The 19,398-nt window shown below is 37.3% G+C and carries 14 protein-coding genes; 7 read left to right on the top strand and 7 right to left on the bottom strand.

The window, feature by feature from the left end:
* Positions 1-37 precede the first annotated feature (37 nt).
* The 5 genes from ABDV71_RS09100 to lpdA all read right to left on the bottom strand — a co-directional run bounded on the left by ABDV71_RS09100 (position 38) and on the right by lpdA (position 5,273).
* Complete coding sequence (locus ABDV71_RS09100) at positions 38-898, bottom strand: RNA polymerase sigma factor RpoD/SigA (RefSeq protein ID WP_055130013.1); 861 nt, start codon at positions 896-898, stop codon at positions 38-40.
* A 556-nt stretch (positions 899-1,454) separates the two neighbouring features.
* The gene (locus tag ABDV71_RS09105) at positions 1,455-2,048 is read right to left on the bottom strand and encodes a hypothetical protein (RefSeq protein ID WP_343532132.1); all 594 of its coding nucleotides are present in this window, start codon (positions 2,046-2,048) and stop codon (positions 1,455-1,457) included.
* On the bottom strand, positions 2,014-2,817 hold the full coding sequence (locus ABDV71_RS09110; RefSeq protein ID WP_343532133.1) for a metallophosphoesterase: 804 nt from the start codon (positions 2,815-2,817) through the stop codon (positions 2,014-2,016). Before ABDV71_RS09110 ends, ABDV71_RS09105 begins: the two co-directional genes overlap by 35 nt.
* 30 nt (positions 2,818-2,847) lie before the next feature.
* Positions 2,848-3,690, bottom strand: coding sequence for an MBL fold metallo-hydrolase (locus ABDV71_RS09115; protein WP_343532134.1), 843 nt, complete (start codon positions 3,688-3,690; stop codon positions 2,848-2,850).
* Between the two features lie 194 nt (positions 3,691-3,884).
* Positions 3,885-5,273, bottom strand: coding sequence for a dihydrolipoyl dehydrogenase (gene lpdA / locus ABDV71_RS09120; protein WP_343532135.1), 1,389 nt, complete (start codon positions 5,271-5,273; stop codon positions 3,885-3,887).
* Between the two features lie 337 nt (positions 5,274-5,610).
* Here lpdA and ABDV71_RS09125 point away from each other — a divergent pair, with 337 nt between their 5' ends.
* The 3 genes from ABDV71_RS09125 (at position 5,611) to ABDV71_RS09135 (ending at position 11,237) form a co-directional block, all read left to right on the top strand.
* Positions 5,611-8,748: a carboxypeptidase regulatory-like domain-containing protein gene (locus tag ABDV71_RS09125; protein WP_343532136.1), complete on the top strand. Its 3,138-nt coding sequence runs from the start codon at positions 5,611-5,613 to the stop codon at positions 8,746-8,748.
* Positions 8,749-8,928: 180 nt separating this feature from the next.
* Complete coding sequence (locus tag ABDV71_RS09130; protein ID WP_343532137.1) at positions 8,929-10,185, top strand: M12 family metallopeptidase; 1,257 nt, start codon at positions 8,929-8,931, stop codon at positions 10,183-10,185.
* Between the two features lie 197 nt (positions 10,186-10,382).
* On the top strand, positions 10,383-11,237 hold the full coding sequence (locus tag ABDV71_RS09135) for a dienelactone hydrolase family protein (protein WP_343532138.1): 855 nt from the start codon (positions 10,383-10,385) through the stop codon (positions 11,235-11,237).
* 131 nt (positions 11,238-11,368) lie between these two features.
* Here ABDV71_RS09135 and ABDV71_RS09140 read toward each other — a convergent pair whose 3' ends face one another.
* Positions 11,369-12,550, bottom strand: a complete 1,182-nt coding sequence (locus ABDV71_RS09140; RefSeq protein ID WP_343532139.1) for an AIR synthase related protein — start codon at positions 12,548-12,550, stop codon at positions 11,369-11,371.
* A gap of 369 nt (positions 12,551-12,919) precedes the next feature.
* Positions 12,920-15,103: a glutamine synthetase III gene (locus ABDV71_RS09145; protein WP_343532140.1), complete on the bottom strand. Its 2,184-nt coding sequence runs from the start codon at positions 15,101-15,103 to the stop codon at positions 12,920-12,922.
* A 286-nt stretch (positions 15,104-15,389) separates the two neighbouring features.
* Between ABDV71_RS09145 and ABDV71_RS09150 the strand changes: the two genes are divergently transcribed.
* The 4 genes from ABDV71_RS09150 to ABDV71_RS09165 all read left to right on the top strand — a co-directional run bounded on the left by ABDV71_RS09150 (position 15,390) and on the right by ABDV71_RS09165 (position 19,396).
* Positions 15,390-16,241 carry a TonB family protein gene (locus ABDV71_RS09150; protein ID WP_343532141.1) on the top strand — a complete coding sequence of 284 codons (852 nt, stop codon included), beginning with the start codon at positions 15,390-15,392 and terminating at the stop codon, positions 16,239-16,241.
* An 82-nt stretch (positions 16,242-16,323) separates the two neighbouring features.
* Entirely contained in the window at positions 16,324-17,289 is a 966-nt protein-coding gene (locus ABDV71_RS09155) for a hypothetical protein (protein ID WP_343532142.1), read from the top strand.
* An 83-nt stretch (positions 17,290-17,372) separates the two neighbouring features.
* Positions 17,373-18,224 carry a GNAT family N-acetyltransferase gene (locus ABDV71_RS09160; protein ID WP_343532143.1) on the top strand — a complete coding sequence of 284 codons (852 nt, stop codon included), beginning with the start codon at positions 17,373-17,375 and terminating at the stop codon, positions 18,222-18,224.
* On the top strand, positions 18,224-19,396 hold the full coding sequence (locus ABDV71_RS09165) for a glycosyltransferase (protein WP_343532144.1): 1,173 nt from the start codon (positions 18,224-18,226) through the stop codon (positions 19,394-19,396). Before ABDV71_RS09160 ends, ABDV71_RS09165 begins: the two co-directional genes overlap by 1 nt.
* The last annotated feature ends 2 nt before the right edge of the window (positions 19,397-19,398 follow it).

Below are 19,398 nucleotides of genomic sequence, written 5' to 3' on the forward strand. Positions count from 1 at the left end.
TGTTTTATAGTGTGTTAAAAGTACACTATGTGTGATGTTAACCTAAATACGATTTCAAGATTTTGCTTCTTGAAGTGTGACGTAAACGTTGTAATGCTTTGTCTTTGATTTGACGCACACGCTCACGTGTTAAATTGAATTTCTCTCCAATTTCTTCTAACGAAAGCGGATGGTTAGTGCTTAAACCGAAGAATAATACAATGATTTCTCGTTCTCTTTCCGTAAGTGTAGATAGTGAACGCTTGATTTCTTCCGAAAGCGACTCGTTGATCAAGTTGCTATCCGTATTAGGTTCGTGGTTTTCTAGTACGTCAAGAAGTGTATTTTCTTCACCTTGTACAAATGGTGCATCCATGGAAACATGGCGGCCAGAGTTACTTAAAGTATCTGAAATCTTATCAACTGTAGTCTCTAAAATATCTGCTAATTCTTCTGGAGAAGGCTCACGTTCATATTCCTGCTCTAATTTAGAGAAGGCCTTGCTGATCTTGCTTAGTGAACCTACTTGGTTTAAAGGTAAACGTACAATACGGCTTTGCTCGGCAATAGCCTGCAAAATCGATTGACGAATCCACCATACAGCATAAGAAATGAACTTAAAACCTTTCGTTTCGTCGAAGCGTTTTGCCGCTTTAATTAAGCCTAGGTTACCTTCATTAATTAAGTCACCAAGTGTTAAACCTTGATTTTGATATTGTTTAGCTACCGAAACCACAAAACGGAGGTTGGTTTTGGTTAGTCTTTCAAGAGCAGCTTGATCTCCCTCACGAATCTTACGGGCTAAAATTACTTCTTCTTCTGCGGTAATTAAATCTACTTTTCCAATCTCGTGCAAGTATTTGTCTAATGATTGACTTTCGCGGTTGGTAATGGATTGGGTTATTTTGAGTTGTCTCATTTATGTGTATTGATCCTCGTTTTGTTTTTCAGAGCTGCAAAAATAATGTTTTTTTATGCATATCTGAAAGTTAAATTACTGAAAATGTTGCGTTTTGTCATGTATTTTTGAACGATTTCTTTACTACAAAAATCATTCCATTTAAAGTATTGTCAGTATTTCTATGTTTTCTGTTTTGTAAAATAAATTTATTGTATATCAATAAAAAAATATTGATATATAAAATATTTGTATAAATTTGTTTAACGTTTTTTATTTAATTAAAATGATAAAAGGCGATATGTTGGCAGTTTTGCTCAATTAGAAGCGCAAAGCAATATAAAGGAGTGTGTTAATTTTTATACAATAACGATGAAAAAGATTAAATTTAGTGGTTGTTATTTCTGTGGTACTAAAAAACAAACCTGAACTTGTTTTAAAATACGTGTCATCTGCATTGGGAAATTTTTTGGGATATATGACACAAGCCTAATAGCATATGTTATTGCAGAGGTGTTTCTGGTAGGAGCAAAGCTTAAGCAAGATGCAGAACTAACTATCTAAATATTAGCGGGTGTCATAAATACAATCGTACCCCATAGCCCATAAAAAATATTCTCGTAATAGGAGTTGTGGTACGGTTTTCAAACCAACTGATTAAATAAAGATCGTTGGTATTCGTTTCAGCATAAAGACCTACAGCTTTAATGGCAGATTTTTGACCTCCTGAAATCTTTACTTCTGTACTAAATCCTAAGTGTATTTTTAAAGCAGTAGACCACCAATAATAGCCATCCGGATATTGGTTTGGGTCAAACTTCTTATCAAAATTACGGCCTAGGGTATAGGAAATAAATAAGCCAGGATTGATAGGTCTCCAGGTCACATTTTGGCCTAATTGAATTTTGAAGGGTTTGTAATCGAACTTTGGAGTAAGAATATTAAGACTTCCTCCTTTGCTTGCAGGTACAAAACCGTAATTAATACTCAATGAGATTTTTTCGCTAAGAAAATGATAGCCAGCACCTCCACTTACATATCCAATGCTACCACCATATTGTAGATTGATATAATCAGGAGTTAATGCCTTCAGTATTTTATTTTGCCCAAAGGCCAGCGATGGAATAAGAAAAATGCTAAAAATTAACAGGAGTGGTTTCAATTTGTCCATTGGAAATATCTAGGATAGTATAAGCTCTTTTAAGTACTGCGTTGGTAATGATAAAAGGTACACTGTTATCGTAAGGTCTGTATGTTTTGTCGGGCTGATGTTGATGTGCATGAAATGAGGCTAAAAAGCCAGGTGTACTATTAGCTAATTGCTCATAAACAGGCCTAAGATTAGGATCGAAATCAGCATCATTTGGTGGAACATGCGAAAACGCAATAATGTTGGAAGTGCCAGGGTCAAGCTTGAGATTAGCTTTTAACCAAGCAATATCAGGAACGGCACCGTTAAAATTGTATTCACGACTATTAGAATCAAAGCATACAAATTTTATCGTTCCATAGTTGAAAGTAAAGTTAAATTCACCGAACATTCTTTTGAAAATGTGGGGGCCGTTAGCTACCAAATCGTGATTTCCGACAATTGAAATAAAAGGGACTTTCAGTTTGGAGTAAATGCTATAAATACCTTCAAATTCCAATAATTGTCCAAAATCAGAAATATCACCATTTAAAATCACAAAATCGACATCGTTTCTAGCATTTACATGGTCTACAAATAGCTGGGCTTCCTTATACATTCGTTGAGTGTCACTGGAAATAGCTACCCTGATTTTTGTCCCTGCTTTTTTTTGTTGTAGCTTGGCTATTTCAGTGTTGTTGACATTCTGCGGCGTGCCATCCCTAAATTTTTGGTTAGGGCTAAATTCTACACCATTGCAACCAAACACCAGCATGCTTGCAACGGTGAGATAAACGAAAAAATTTTTCATTAATGGATAACAAGAGCGTCTTGCTATTGTTTATAAAATATCTGTAAGTGAAAAGGTGTCTTTTAAGCGGATGCCTTTTTCTGTTTGTTGAACGGTACAGCATTCATTAACTGGATCGTGTTCTAAATACAAAATGTAGTTGTTTGCTGCGGCTTCTTCTAAAAACGCTTTTTTTTCTTCAAGAGTTTTCAGTGGGAACATATCGTACGACATGACGTAAGGAAGTGGAATATGTCCTGTAGAGGGAAGTAAATCGGCCATGTAAACAATCGTTTTATCCTTATATTGTAGTTGTGGCAACATCATCGCATCCGTGTGTCCATAGGCAAAGCGGATGTTAATGCCATCATGGAAATGCACATTGTTTTGGGTAGGAATAAAGCTTAATTGACCACTTTCTTGGATAGGAAGGATGTTTTCTTTTAAAAAGGAAGCTTTTTCCCTTGCATTAGGTGTAACGGCCCAATCCCAGTGTTGTTGATTGCTCCAGTAAACAGCATTTTTAAAAGCAGGAACTAATTTATCGCCTTGTCTTTCAATAGAGCCTCCACAATGGTCAAAATGCAAATGGGTTAAAAAGACGTCGGTAATATCATCTCTATGAAAACCATGCGCTGCTAGGGATTTATCTAGGGTGTCATTGCCATGCAAATAGTAATGACCAAAGAACTTTTCATCTTGTTTGTTGCCCAGACCGTTGTCTACCAAAATTAGCCTGCCGCCATCTTCAATCAGCAAACACCTCATGGCCCATGAACACATATTGTTTTCGTCGGCAGGATTGGTTTTTTGCCAAATGGATTTTGGTACTACGCCAAACATGGCGCCACCATCTAATTTGAAATTTCCTGTATTTATAGTGTAGAGTTTCATGATGATTTACGATTTTAGATTGACGAGTTACGATTTGCCCTTGTTACAGTATCACTTTGAGCCTGTCGAAATGTAAATCTTGGTTAACTGGTAAATTGATATTTGGTTAATTGTTCAATGAAAATTGGATTAAACAAAAATTGGTTAATTGCATTACAAACAATTAACCAATTCAAACAGTTTAACAATTAAACTTATAAGTGGATTACTTCTCCGTAAGCATCTGCAGCAGCTTCCATAATGGCCTCGCTCATGGTAGGGTGAGGGTGTACCGATTTGATCATCTCGTGTCCTGTGGTTTCTAATTTACGGGCCACTACAATTTCAGCAATCATTTCGGTTACGTTAGCACCAATCATGTGCGCACCTAGCAATTCGCCATATTTAGCATCGAAAATTAATTTTACGAAACCATCTTTTGCACCTGCAGCGCTTGCTTTACCCGAAGCTGAGAATGGGAATTTACCAATTTTCAATTCGTAACCAGCCGCTTTAGCCGCTTTTTCGGTGTAACCTACTGAAGCAATTTCTGGCGAGCAATAAGTACATCCTGGGATATTGTTGTAATCTAAAGGTTCAACATGCATTCCCGCTAGTTTCTCTACACAAATGATGCCTTCTGCAGAAGCTACGTGAGCTAGTGCTTGACCAGGAACCACATCGCCAATGGCATAATATCCTTTTACAGAAGTATTGTAATATTCGTCGACTACAATTTTACCTTTATCCGTTTTGATGCCTACTTCTTCTAAGCCGATGTTTTCGATGTTGGCTACTACGCCAGCTGCCGAAAGCACGATATCACATTCAATAGTTTGCATACCGCTAGCAGTTTTAACCTGCACTTTACAGCCTTCGCCACTTGTGTCGACAGATTCAACACTTGAAGAAGTCATGATTTCAATGCCTGTTTTTTTCAGGCTACGCAACAATTGTTTCGATACGTCCTCGTCCTCTACTGGAACAATGTTTTCCATGAACTCAACAATGGTTACCTTAGTTCCCATGGTCGCGTAAAAATAAGCGAACTCCACACCAATAGCACCAGAACCCACTACCACCATTGATTTTGGTTGTTGTGGCAATACCATTGCTTGGCGGTAGCCAATTATTTTTTTACCGTCCTGTTTTAAGTTAGGTAACTCTCTTGAACGTGCGCCTGTGGCAATCACGATATTTTTTGCTGTAAGTTCTTTTTGAGAACCATCAGCTCCTTTTACTTCTACTTTGTTGCCGGGCTTTACTTTTCCGGTGCCCATAATTACGTCAATCTTGTTCTTTTTCATCAAGAACTGAACGCCTTTGCTCATGCCATCGGCAACACCACGGCTACGTTTAACCACCGCTTCAAAATCAGCCTTGGCTTCCGAGGTAGTAATCCCGTAATCAGCAGCGTGGTTGATATATTCGAAGACTTGTGCACTTTTTAATAAGGCTTTGGTTGGGATACAGCCCCAGTTAAGGCAAATTCCACCCAATGATTCGCGTTCTAAAATGGCCGTTTTGAAACCTAATTGAGAAGCTCTGATGGCAGTAACATATCCGCCTGGACCGCTACCTATAACAATTAAATCGTAGTTCATATTCTTTTTAAAAGGAAATTAACGTAATAATTTGCTGCCAAAATTAAAAAAAATGTTGATTAAACCATGCTATGCCGCCGTAAGGTTATTGTAATAAATAAATGGCCTTAATGAAAGATTGTTAAGGTTGAGTTTAAAATATTGTTAATTTAACATTTAATCTGTTCGTATATACCACTTTACGTAGTATGCATTCTATGTTAAGTGTGGAAAAGTTTTGGCAGACTTAACAATTTATTCATATTAAGAATACTTTGGGAGCGCAAATTAATCCCTAGATTTGTAGCGGTATTTTTAACATATCTTAACAAAACAATTAAAAACTCATTAAAAGAGCATGAAAAAATCTTTACTATTAAAAATTGTAACGGTTGTTCTTGTGGTAGTTGGCCTCTTTGGCACAGCTAACGCTCAGGTAACTACTTCGTCAATGACTGGTACAATTAAAGATTCAAAAGGTCCTTTGCCTGGTGCGGGCATTAAGGCAACTCACCTTCCTACTGGTACAGTGTATTCTGTAACTACCAACAACGATGGAAGGTACATCATCAGTAACATGCGTGTTGGAGGACCGTACACTGTTGAAGTAACTTATTTGGGTTACCAATCTTCAAAAATCGAAGACGTAACACTTAAACTAGGTGACACCTACGCCTTAAATGTAACAATGGTGGAAGCTGGTAGACAATTACAAGAAATTGTAGTTAGCGGTAAAAAAGATGCGGTTTTCAATAGCAAAAGAACTGGCGCTTCTACAAACATCAGTAAAGAGCAAATTGAAGCATTGCCTACTTTAAGCAGGTCACTTTCTGATTACTGGCGTTTAACCCCTCAAGCTAATGGTAACTCTTTCGGCGGTGCAAACCAAAGATACAACAACATTACCATTGACGGAGCTGTTAACAATGATGTATTTGCTGCATCTAGCTCGGCAATCACTCCCGGAAGTAATGCTAACACTCAGCCTATTTCTTTGGATGCTATCCAAGAAATTCAGGTAGTTTTAGCACCTTATGATATTACTTATGGTAACTTTACTGGTGCGGGTGTTAATGCCGTTACTCGTTCGGGTACAAATAAATTCGAAGGTTCAATTTATGGATTTGGACGTAACCAAAATACAGTTGGTAAACAACCAAACGGTTTAAAGTCAGCTGACTTTACTAACTATCAATATGGTGCACGTTTTGGTGGCCCAATCATTAAAGATAAATTATTTTTCTTCGTGAATGCTGAGTTCGGTAGAGTTAAAGCGCCTACATTATTAAATGCGGGTGAGCCGAATGCTTTATTGACTGTAGCACAAGCACAAGAAATTGCTACTTTCGTTAAAAACACTTATGGCTATGACGTAGGTGCTTATGGAGCTTCTGATAACTTAACACAAAGTGATAAATTGTTCGCACGTATTGACTGGAATATTAACAAGAATAACCAGTTAATGTTGAGACATAATTATATTAAAGCTTTTGATGATGTTTTCTCTCGTACTGCAACTAGTTTTAAATTTGGAAACAATGGTGGAAGAAACAACAATAATCAAAATATCTCTGTATTAGAGTTGCGTAGCACTTTGTCTAAATCAGTATCAAATCAATTATTAGTTGGTTATTCTAGAGTAAGAGATGCCCGTTCAACAACAGGTGCACTTTTCCCTCACGTTCAAATCAATAGCTTTAACGGGTCTACGAGTAACCAAATCGTATTTGGTTCTGAAAGAAGTAGTACTGCTAATCAGCTAGATCAAGATATTTTTGAATTTACTGATAACTTAAAAATTTCTGTAAACAACCATACTTTTACAGTAGGTACACACAACGAGTTCTTTAAATTTAGAAACTTGTTCGTGAACAACCGCTTTGGATACTGGCAGTTTGCAAACTTTGAAGATTTCAAAATTGGTAAAGCAACAAGAGCAGAATCTACCTCGCCAATTACCAGTAATCCAGGTGAGGCTCGTTTCTCAGCTGCTCAGTTAGGTTTCTATGGTCAAGATGAAATCCAGGTGTCACCTGAATTCAAATTAACCGCTGGTTTACGTATAGATGTACCTTTGTTCTTTGATAAGCCTAATAGAAACCCATTAGCGGAAACCGTTTTTGGTTATAGAACTGACATTACTCCAAGAAGCCTTCCTCTAGTTTCGCCTCGTTTAGGATTTAACTATGACGTTTTCGGAGATAGATCGCTTCAATTACGTGGTGGTTCAGGTATCTTCACAGGAAGGGTTCCTTTTGTATGGTTGTCTAACCAGTTTACCAATAACGGTACATTATTCTCGACTGTATTTCAAAATAATCCAACTGTACCATTCATTGCTGATCCATACAAACAAGCAAATGCGGCACCAGCTGGAGCTACTTATGAACTTAACTTAGTTACTCCTAATTTTAGATTGCCTCAAATGTTCCGTTCGAACATAGCAGCCGACTTTAAATTGCCTGGAGGTATTGTGACTACTTTAGAAGCTATCTATAACAAAACAATTAATAACATTGCCTACAGAAACTTAAACATCGCTGGAAGGTCTACAACAGGTGTAATCAATCCTGCGCTTTCTGCTGGAGCTGATACCCGTCCGGCTTATGCAGGTAAAGTAAGTAGTACAGTAACTAATGCATTGTTAATTGAAAACAGCAACAAAGGTTCATCATATACCTTAACTGCTCAAATGAAAAAAGATTTCAACTTTGGTTTGAGCGCTAGCATGGCTTATACTTATGGCCAAGCTAAAGAAGTTAACAGTGGTACAAGTTCTACAGCTTTATCGAACTGGCAGTTTAACCAAATTGTAAACGATCCAAACGATCCAGATTTGGGTTATGCAATCAATGACATCCGTCATCGTATCATCGGTAGCCTTTCTTACGGAGTAAGGTATGGTAAGAATAAGCTTTTTGGTACTTCATTCTCAGTATTCTATGCAGGAAGATCTGGATTACCAATCAGCTACTTGTACTCTGGTGACCTGAATGGTGATGGCGCTAACCAAAATGACTTGATTTTTATTCCTGCAAAAAGATCTGATATCAGGTTGTTGCCTTTGACTGTAGGTTCAGGTGCTAGTGCGAGAATAATCTCTCCTGATGACCAATGGGCTTCTTTGGATGCCTTTATTAAAAATGATAAATATCTAAATTCAAGAAGAGGTCAGTACGCTGAGAGATTTGGTGGACGCATGCCTTGGGAGCACCAATTTGACGTAAGATTGCTTCAAGATTTAGGTGGTTTGATTAAAGGTACTTCTAACAAAATCCAATTGTCAGTGGACGTGTTCAACGTTGGTAACCTACTTAACAAAGAGTGGGGTCGTGGATACTCGTTGGGTAACAATGCTTCTACTTTAATTAATTATACGACTTCTAGTGGTGGTGGTTTCACTTTCGCTCCTCCTGCAGGTAACACAGCCTATCAAATTAACCAAACATCTTCTAGATGGGCGGCTCAATTTGGTGTACGTTACTTGTTTAACTAGTAGTTAAATTTACAAAAAGAGGTTGTTTTAAACCTTTTAAATAAAAAATCCCCAAGCAATCGCCTTGGGGATTTTTTATTTTTAATTAAAGCGTTTTACAACTTTTTTGTTTATAAGTTATTGATAATTAATTTGTTATGAATGATTAATTTGTTATATTGAAAAAAACAGATTAACGATATGACGAAAAAAATCAAAATTAATGCGGCTTTACTAGTGTTATGCTGCATCATGTTAGCCTTAGGGTGTAAAAAGGAAAATGAAAAAGATATTCCTAAACAAGAGGAAATACAAAGTAAAGGAAGTTATGTACTCTATAAGTTAAAAGACGGCGGTCAAGTTTCAGTTTATATCAATGAAAAGGGAGAATACATAGTGGGTGGCGATGTAATTTTGTCAAAAGACCAAATCAGCTACTTAGAAGCAAATAAAATTGGATCTAAAAATAATGGTAACCAAACCCAAAGCACTTTTACAGCTGATTTTTTAAGATTGTGGCCGAACGGTATTGTTTATTATGTAGTTAACGACCCTAGTAACGCTTCGAATATTGCAGCAGCAATGGCTCATTGGGAGGCAAATACTTCAATTCGATTTGTACAAAGGACCAACCAAGCTAACTACGTCATTTTTGTTGGGGACCCTAACTCAGGTGGAGGGCGGTCGGAGTTGGGCATGATAGGAGGTCCTCAGTATGTTGTGCACGGTCCTAATATGGGAATAGGAGTAATAATACATGAGATTGGACATGTGGTTGGTCTGATGCACGAACAATGTAGGGCGGATAGAGACCAATATATTAATGTTAACTATAATAATATCCATAATGATTATAAATATCAATATGATACTTATATAGTTAAAGGAATAAGTGGATGGCAGTTGGGATCCTTTGACTTTCATTCTGTTATGCTTTATATGCCTTATAGCCCTGCAGCGGCAATAAATGGGAGTACTGTTCCGCAAATGACGAAGAAAGATGGTTCTTTATGGGCTTATAATAGTATCCTCTCAGATGGCGACATTCAAGGAGTAAAATACTTATATGAGCCAGTATATATATCGTTTACTTCTGTTTACGACCCAAATAATTCTTATTATGAAAGTGATGGAGCTAATGAGAGATATCGTTACACTTATAATTTTACTATGCGATTTTATAGTGATGTAGCCTGCACTATTCCTCTAACTTTAGTTCAAGCTTTAAAAGTTAAATTGCGTTTTTATACTGACTCACAGGAGAGTTACCAATATCCAGTTTACTCTACTTATTCAGAGTTTGAGATTAATGCTGATGTTGGAATGGATAGTGTTTATTTAGGGCCTGTAGTTAAATATTGGGATACAGAATGGGGTAATATTTACGGCTACCATGCTGAATATTATAGATTGAGTCAGTCAGTTGGGTATAAATATGATATTTCACTGGGCTATTAATATTAAGGAGATTTATTAATGAATTCTATTATCTACTCCTGTGTGGCGTTATCACCAGAACTCTAAACTTTAGCAAAGAATCATATTACTTGTCATTTCGACTTTATTGAGACTTTTTGAGAAAAAATTCCCCAAGCGAAAGCTTGGGGAATTTTTTGTTTATGCCTAACTTAGTTTAAATCCTTAATCTCAAAAGCATGGACCAAAAAATCATCAATTTGTACGATTCGTACACCCATAGCCATATTAGTCGTAAAGAATTTATGAAGAAGCTGGCCATTTTAACGGGTAGCACGGCATTGGCTTTGTCCGTTTTGCCAGCCTTGGAAAGTAACTATGCTGCGGCGGCTACGGTGAATGACGATGAGGTGTTTAGTGAAGAAATTACCTTTCCTGGTGCAGACGGCGATATGGCTGGCCTTTTTGCGATGCCTAAGGGTAACAAGAAAAAGTTAGGAGCGGTAGTGGTTATTCATGAAAACAGAGGTTTAACGCCACATATTAAAGACGTGACCAAACGTGTAGCCTTGGCTGGGTTTTTAGCTTTAGGCGTTGATGCCCTTTCGGCTTTTGCTGGTACGCCAACAGACGAAAACAAAGCGAGGGAATTGATTGGTAAATTAGACCCTGAAAAGAATTTGCAGAACTATTTAAAAGCTTTGTCCTTTTTAAGGGCCCATCCATTGGCAAATGGTAAAACTGGATGTGTAGGTTTTTGTTGGGGCGGTGGCATGGCCAATAAGCTAGCTGTAAATGACCCGCAGTTGAATGCCGCAGTAGCTTATTATGGTTCGCAGGCAAAGACGGAGGAGGTGCCTAATATTAAAGCTAGTTTGTTATTGCATTACGGCGGTTTGGACGAACGTATTAACGCAGGTATTCCCGCTTATGAGCAGGCTTTAAAGGCTAATAAAATCAATTATCAATTATATGTGTACGAGGGTGTAAACCATGCCTTTAATAATGATACTTCACCAACGAGGTATAATGAAGCTGCAGCTAAATTAGCTTGGCAGCGTACCATCGATTTGTTTAAGAAAAAACTTTCATAATTGGGCAGGGGATTGCTTCGTCGTTTCTCTTCTCGCAATGACAATAATGGCAACGTCATTGCGAATTCAGTTGGGAATCTATTTTTGAGCTTTAATAGATTCCTCGTACCTCGGAATGACAGTTTTAAAGTTTAATTATAAATAAACTCGCCAAACTCACTTTTAATCGTTACCTGTTTTTGCTGGCTACTTTCCACACGACCAATTACTTGTGCATCGATGTTGAAGCTCTTAGAAATAGCAATGATATCTTCAGCAATTTCGGCAGGTACGTAAAGTTCCATACGGTGCCCCATGTTAAACACCTTGTACATTTCCTTCCAATCAGTGCCAGATTGTTCTTGGATCAGTTTAAATAGCGGTGGAATAGGGAATAAATTGTCCTTAATTACATGTATATCTTCATTCACAAAATGAAGCACTTTGGTTTGCGCACCACCACTGCAATGCACAATACCGTCAATTTGCTTGCGATATTTATCTAATATTTGCTTGATTACAGGAGCATAGGTACGGGTAGGGGATAATACCAGTTTTCCAGCCGTTACGCTTTCTGTATCGCTAATTTGTACTTCGTCGGTAAGTTGTTTGCCACCTGAGAAAACTAAGTCAAAAGGAACACCTGGGTCAAAACTTTCAGGGTATTTAGTGGCGATAGATTTTTCGAAGACATCGTGACGGGCAGAAGTTAGTCCGTTAGAGCCCATTCCACCATTGTATTCACTTTCGTAAGTAGCTTTGCCATAAGAAGCCAAACCTACCACTACATTTCCTGCCTTAATATTGTCGTTGCTGATGACCTGGTTACGTTTCATGCGGCAGGTCACCGTAGAATCTACGATAATGGTACGCACTAAATCGCCTACATCGGCAGTTTCACCGCCTGTTGAGTAAATAGAAATGCCTAAATTTCTCAGTTCAGCTAAAATTTCTTCTGTGCCGTTAATGATAGCAGCAATCACTTCGCCAGGTACCAAGTTCTTATTACGGCCAATAGTAGAAGACAATAATATTTGATCGGTAGCACCTACACAAATCAAATCATCAATGTTCATGATGATGGCGTCTTGTGCAATACCTTTCCAAACTGAAATATCGCCGGTTTCTTTCCAGTAGGTATAAGCTAAAGAGGATTTTGTGCCAGCGCCATCGGCATGCATGATGTTGCAATAATTTTCGTCGTTCCCGAGGATATCAGGAATGATTTTGCAGAATGCTTTAGGGAAAATTCCTTTGTCGATGTTTTTGATGGCTGCGTGTACATCTTCTTTAGATGCCGATACGCCACGCTGGTTGTACCTATTGTCGCTCATAATTGCTGCAAAGATAGGTTTTTAAGCCGAAAGCATAAAGCTGAAAACACAAAGAAATAGCGATGTGTATTTAATTAGAAAAGCAGTTTTGGTGTTCATTTTTATCGTTGGTTGGGCTCTACGTTTTAATCTTTTTGTTGTGGGCACCGAAAAAACCTCGTAGGTTTTTAAAACCTACGAGGTTTAAAACTAACGATTGCAAAAGATTGTAACGGAAAGCGGGACGGACTTTAATTAAAGTAGGGTTTTGCTTTTAGTTAACATAGAGATTCCTCGTCGCTGCGCTTCCCTCGGAATGACAAATAAAACAAAACAAAAAAGGTGCAAAGTTGAACTCTGCACCTCTATTATAAAAAGAAAATTTGCTGCTTATTTTAAGAATAACAATTCTCTGAATTTAGGCAATGGCCAAACGCTATCGTCAACAATCTGTTCAAGTTTGTCAACATGGTAACGGATAGTGTCGAAGTGAGATTTTACTTTCTCGTCGTAACCAATTGCTTTTTCGCGAGTATCTTCAATTTTGTTTACTTGCTTACGGTCTTCTAACATTTGATCAACGCTAGTTTTTACGATAGACAAGTGGTTAGAAATTTTGTCAATAATAGCCAATGGAGTAGCAAGTGCTTCCTTGCTCAAACCAAGTTCTTTTAATCCTTTAGCGTTCTCGATCAATGAGTTTTGGTAAGCGATTACCGCAGGAATAACTTGACTATTGGTTACATCGCCAAATACACGTGCCTCAATTTGAAGTTTTTTGTAGAAGTTTTCCAACAAAATTTCGTGACGGGCGTGTAGTTCACGTTCGCTGAAAACATTGGTTTTAGCGAAAAGCTCAGTAGTTTTTTCGCTAACGTAAGCGTCAAGGGCTTTAGGCGTAGTTTTGATATTTGATAAACCACGTTTTTCTGCTTCTTGAGCCCATTCGTCGCTATAGCCATTGCCCTCAAAACGAATAGCTTTTGACTCTTTGATGTAACGTTTGATCACAGTCATTAAAGCAACGTCTTTTTTGTCGCCTTTTTTGATCAATTTGTCAACGTCTACCTTAAATTTGGTTAACTGATCTGCAACAATCGCATTTAACACGGTCATTGGAGCAGAAGAGTTAGCGGAAGAACCTACCGCTCTTAACTCAAACTTGTTTCCAGTGAAAGCAAATGGTGAAGTACGGTTACGATCGGTATTGTCCAATAAAATCTGAGGGATTTTAGGGATGCCTAACCATAGTGAATTATCTTCTTTTAGTTTTTTGCTTAAACGTGAGTGTTCAATTTCATCTAAGATCTCATCTAATTGCTGACCTAAGAAGATAGAGATGATTGCTGGTGGGGCCTCGTTAGCACCTAAACGGTGGTCGTTGCTTACCGAAGCGATACTAGCTCTTAATAAATCTGCATGCTCATAAACCGCTTTAATGGTGTTTACAAAGAAAGTTAAGAACATTAAATTGTTTTTAGGTGTTTTGCCCGGTGCTAATAAGTTTTTACCAGTATCGGTAATTAACGACCAGTTGTTGTGCTTACCAGAACCGTTGATGCCAGCGTATGGCTTTTCGTGCAATAACACTTTAAAGTTGTGACGACGAGCAACTTTTTCCATTACGTCCATTAACAATTGGTTGTGGTCAATGGCTAAGTTGATTTCTTCGTAAATAGGAGCACACTCAAATTGAGATGGAGCTACCTCGTTGTGACGTGTTTTCAAAGGGATGCCTAATTTGATTGCTTCGTTCTCGAAATCAACCATGTAAGCAAATACACGTTCTGGAATAGAACCAAAGTAGTGGTCTTCTAATTGTTGTCCTTTAGCAGACATGTGTCCAAATAATGCACGGCCAGTAAGTACTAAATCTGGGCGAGCGTTAAACAACGCTAAGTCTACTAGGAAATATTCTTGTTCAATACCTAAAGAAGCATTTACTTTAGATACGCCTTTGTCAAAATATTGGCAAACCTCAACAGCAGCTTTATCAATAGCTGATAGGGCTTTTAATAAAGGAGCTTTGTAGTCTAACGCTTCGCCTGTATAGGCAACAAATACGGTTGGAATACAAAGTGTTTTACCAGCAGGGTTTTCCATAATGAAAGCTGGAGAAGAAGGATCCCAAGCAGTGTAACCGCGAGCTTCGAAAGTGTTACGGATACCGCCGTTAGGGAAACTTGAAGCATCAGGCTCTTGTTGAACTAAAGCACTGCCTGCAAATTTCTCGATAGCACCATCGCCGCTTGGCTCAAAAAATGAATCGTGTTTTTCAGCTGTTGTGCCAGTTAATGGTTGGAACCAATGCGTATAGTGAGTTGCACCTTTGCTCATTGCCCAAGCTTTCATGGCCGTTGCAATTTGATTTGCATCGTCATGATTAATTAATTCACCTTGGTTAATCGAAGAAATTAGTTTTTCAAAAACATCTTTAGAAAGATATTCTTTCATTTTCTTTTTGTCGAAAACATTCGAGCCGTAGAATTCTGAGATTTTGGTTGATGGAGCCTTTATTTCAGGTATTTCTCTGGTTTGTGCTTCTTTTAGTGCTATGGTTCTTAAGCTTTTCATTTATTTATTTGAATTTTTATTCAAAAATAAAATATTTTGTGGTTTTTGATTAAATTTTTGTTAAAAAACTTAAAAAAAATATTTTTTTATGTGAAAAAATGATTTTTTGTGTGGTTTTTTATCTTTTTTGTGTGTTTTGTTGGCTAAGTGTCGAAATGTGGAGTGTTTTATGTATTTGTTCGATTTTATCATAATTGCCAGTTTTATCCTATTGACAAAAATATTTTTTCATCCCCGTATGGAATTTGAATATAACTAACATCATAGTTGAAAAAACCGATTAGCTATGTTTAATAAATCATCAAATTTGTACGGTAGCGAGTGGCTCGCTCTTGTATTTGCCAACAGAAACCAAAACTATGGCGCTTATGAATTAAGAAGACAATCTTCTAATACCTTGTTGAAGGCATTTTTTATTGCGGCCCCTTTGTTTGTCGCAGCGTTTGTTGGTCCGTCTATTGCTTCAGCTTTTAAGGATGATAAAGAAGTGGTTGAGTCTGTAGAAAAGATTGTGGTAGTGGATGAGGTCATTCATGAACTTAAACCGAAGCAAGAAGAAAAGAAGGTAGAACGTAAAGCAGAGATAGAAGCGCCAAAGGTGGTAGCGCCGAAAGTTAAATCTGTAGCTATGCCTGACAATATTAAAGTAGTAAAAGATGATTTGGTTACTTTGCAACCACCAACTTCTGATGAAATTAAAAGTGCAGTTGTAGCAAGTACTACACAAGACGGGATTGCTGGTAAGGGAAATGCAGATGTGCCAACAGCTCCTACAGGATTGGGTTCGGGCACGGGCACCACAGGTACGGGCACTGAAATTCATGACGTTAATGGGGTTGATGTTTATCCAGAGTTTCCTGGAGGTATGGAAGGCTGGGCCAAATATATTCAAAGAAATTTGAGATATCCAAGTATGGCTCAAGATGAAGGTGTACAAGGAAAAGTATTTTTAAGCTTTGTGGTAGAGAAGGATGGAACCATTACTGATGTAAAAGTAGTTAAGGGAATTGGTTATGGTTGTGATGACGAAGCGATGAGGGTAATTAAAAAATCACCACGTTGGAAAGCTGGTATGCAGAATAACCTGCCGGTTAGGGTTAGATACAATATGCCTATTAGCTATACGATAAGCAATTAGTTTTTAAGTTTAATGTTGATTTGTAAAGCGATGGAAATAATTTCCATCGCTTTTTTTATATTTTTATCTTCGCTATCAAGATATGGGTTTTGAATATAAAACATTAACAGCAACAGAATGGACTAAGGAGCTTACTGGTATTGGGAGTCAGTCCGTTTTTGCTGACCTGAATTATTTAGATAGCTTCGAAAAAGCTTACAGTATTGATAAAAGGATGGTGGGGATTTTTGAAAATGGCAAAGCTCATTTGTTGATTTCCTTTTTCGAAAGTAAGAAAAACGTTGTTTGCCCAAATCATTATTTCTTTCAATTCGTGTGGGAGAAAGAGCGTATGCTTTCTTGGCGTAGAATTATAGTTTGGGAATTTTTTATAGAGGAATTAAAAACGAAATATTCCAAAATTCATTTTAGGTTGCCGATTACGGTTAATGATGTACGGCCTTTTGAATGGGCAGGTTTTAAGTATCAATTGAAGCACACTTATATTAAAACACTGGATGGTCGGCCATATCATCAAAATTTAAAACGAATTTTAGCAAAAAAGCACGATTATAGTTTTGCCACCCAAACTGATTTTGCCAAGGTTTGGTCAAAACATCAAGCAGATTTGGAAAGTTTTTTGTTTTCTTCTTCTTTTATTTCTAGAACAATCTCTTGCTTTAAGTTATTGCAACAGCAGGAATTTGTTACTACCTATAATATATATACTGGAAGGCAATTATTGTCGTCTATTATTGTGCTATTAGATAAAGGCCAGAAAAAAGCTTATTTCCCGCTGATTGGTAAAATAGATCAATCACAATCAGGTGCCGCTGCTTATTTGTATGATTATACATTTTCCCAACTGAAAATGGAAGGTATTGAAGAAGTAGACTTGTATGGAGCAAATATGAAAACCATTGCCAGATTTAAGCATAAGTTTGAACCTGAATTGAAAAGCTTTTTTGAAGTGAGATACGATAATAGGAATAACGGCTTAGCTCAGTTGAAGAGAAAATTGAAGGAAGTGGTAAAAAAAATAGTTAGAAAGCGTAGTTTGTTATGGTGAGGCAAGTAGATAAAGAAGAATGGCTAACTATTATTGCAAACCAAGGGCGGCAGCTTCGTTCGCTTTTTTTTAATCCTGAATTTTTGGGAGTTGTAAAAAATGCTTTTGGTTATCAATTACATTATTATGTAGCCATTCAAAAGCAAGTTCCTTTGTTTGTTGCGGCTATTTTTTCTAATGGAAAAAATGTGGTTGTTCCGCTAGCCTTTACTTATTCGTCAATTTATCTTGATCAAACGATCAGTGATAGGAGACGAGTGGACCTCTTGCAATCATTTGTCTGCCTACTTAAAAAGAATTTCAAGAAGATTTCTTTCAGGTTTAATACCGAAATGGAGGATTTGAGGCCGTTTATTTGGGAGGGCTTTCAGGTAGATTTGAGATATACTTACGTTAAACGGATAGGAGAGGATGTGCATGAAAGCATTTTGCGAAATGTAGAACGGGCAAAAAGTGAAGATTTTTGTTTTAAGAGTGCCGCTGTAGAAAAAGAATCGGTCAAGAAAAACCTGGATGATTTTCGTAATTATGGGCTGTCTGGTTCGTCTTACGATCAATATCACCAATTATTTGAACAGCTTTCTTTAATGGGATGCTTAAAGTCCTTTAATGTTTATAAGGGAGGAGAGCTGGTTTGTGCTAATATTGTTCTGTTGGATGAAGAAAGGCATCAACTATATACTTTATTGATCAATAGAACTAGTCATAAAAATGCCACGTCATATTTATACAAAGAAACCATTGAATGGTGCGCTGTTAATGGTTATCAGTTTATTGATTACTGTGGGGCTAATGATGAGCGGATATCGAATTTCAAATCCTATTTTAACCCTCACTTAACTCCCTATTACTTGGTCAGTTATTCGCCGTATGGAAGTTTTGCCAATAATGCACAGCGAAAAGCCAAGACAATTATTAAGCGTATTGTAGGATAATGGAAAAGTTAAGGGTGTTGTTTTTGCCTGCATGGTACCCGAGTAAGTTTAACAAGGTTGGAGGGGTGTTTGTTAGGGAACATGCTAAAGCAATTAACCAACAAGTAAAATTAGCGGTATTTCATGTTTGTGAACATACTCATTTGCGAAAGCTTCATGCTTTTGAAGAGGTAACAGAAGATGATATTTTAACTTATCGTTATTACTATAAGAAGTTTTCTGCAAAATGGTTAAGGCCACTGAATGTTTTGATTTTTTTTGTAGTGGCTTTTGTTGGTTATCAAAAGGTGAAAAATAAATTTAATCCCAACTTAAATCATGTGCACGTACTTACAAGGATGGGGCTGGTAGCACTTTTGGCCAAATTGTTTTATAGAATTCCATTTGTGATTACCGAGCATTGGAGCAGGTATTTGCCAGAAAGAAATACTTATAAAGGAATACTGAGGAAAATAATCACTAAGCTCGTGGTTAAAAAAAGTTTAGGGATGTCGGTGGTTACCGAAGACTTAAAGAATGCGATGTTGACGTTTGGCCTCAATCACCAGAACTTTCCAGTGATACCTAATGTAGTGGATACGGATTTGTTTAAGCCAGATTGTCAATCAAAAGATGACTTTATTTTCTTGCATGTTTCGGGTTTAAATGATCATGTGAAAAATGTAACAGGGATTTTAAGGGCATTTCAAAAATTGCTTTTAGAAATAGAAAAGAGTAAAAAGGTTAAGTTGGTAATAGTAGGGGATGATGATTTAGAAAGACCCATTTTAGAGAGTTATTCTGATGAAATAGGTTTGAAAGAATTTGTGTCGTTTGTGGGTAAGAAGTACAGCAAAGATTTGGTTCAAGAATATCAACGAGCAGATGCTTTTGTGTTGTTCAGTAATTTTGAAAATCAGCCTTGTGTGATTTTGGAAGCTATGAGCTGTGGTTTGCCAATAATTAGCTCTGCGGTAGGTGGTGTAGCAGAAGTTGTGAGTGACGAAATAGGTTTGCTTGTACCTGCAAAGAACGAGGATGCACTAAAACAAGCAATGTTGGACATGTACTATAACAATGAAAAATATAATAGTGCGATAATAAGAAGGAATGCAGAAGAGAATTTTGCTTATCTCGAAGTATGCTCTAAATTGATTAATTTTTATAATATTTCGTTGAATAAGAAAACCTAGCT

Origin of the sequence: Pedobacter sp. (assembly GCF_039594775.1) — a bacterium.
Classification (GTDB): Bacteria; Bacteroidota; Bacteroidia; order Sphingobacteriales; family Sphingobacteriaceae; genus Pedobacter.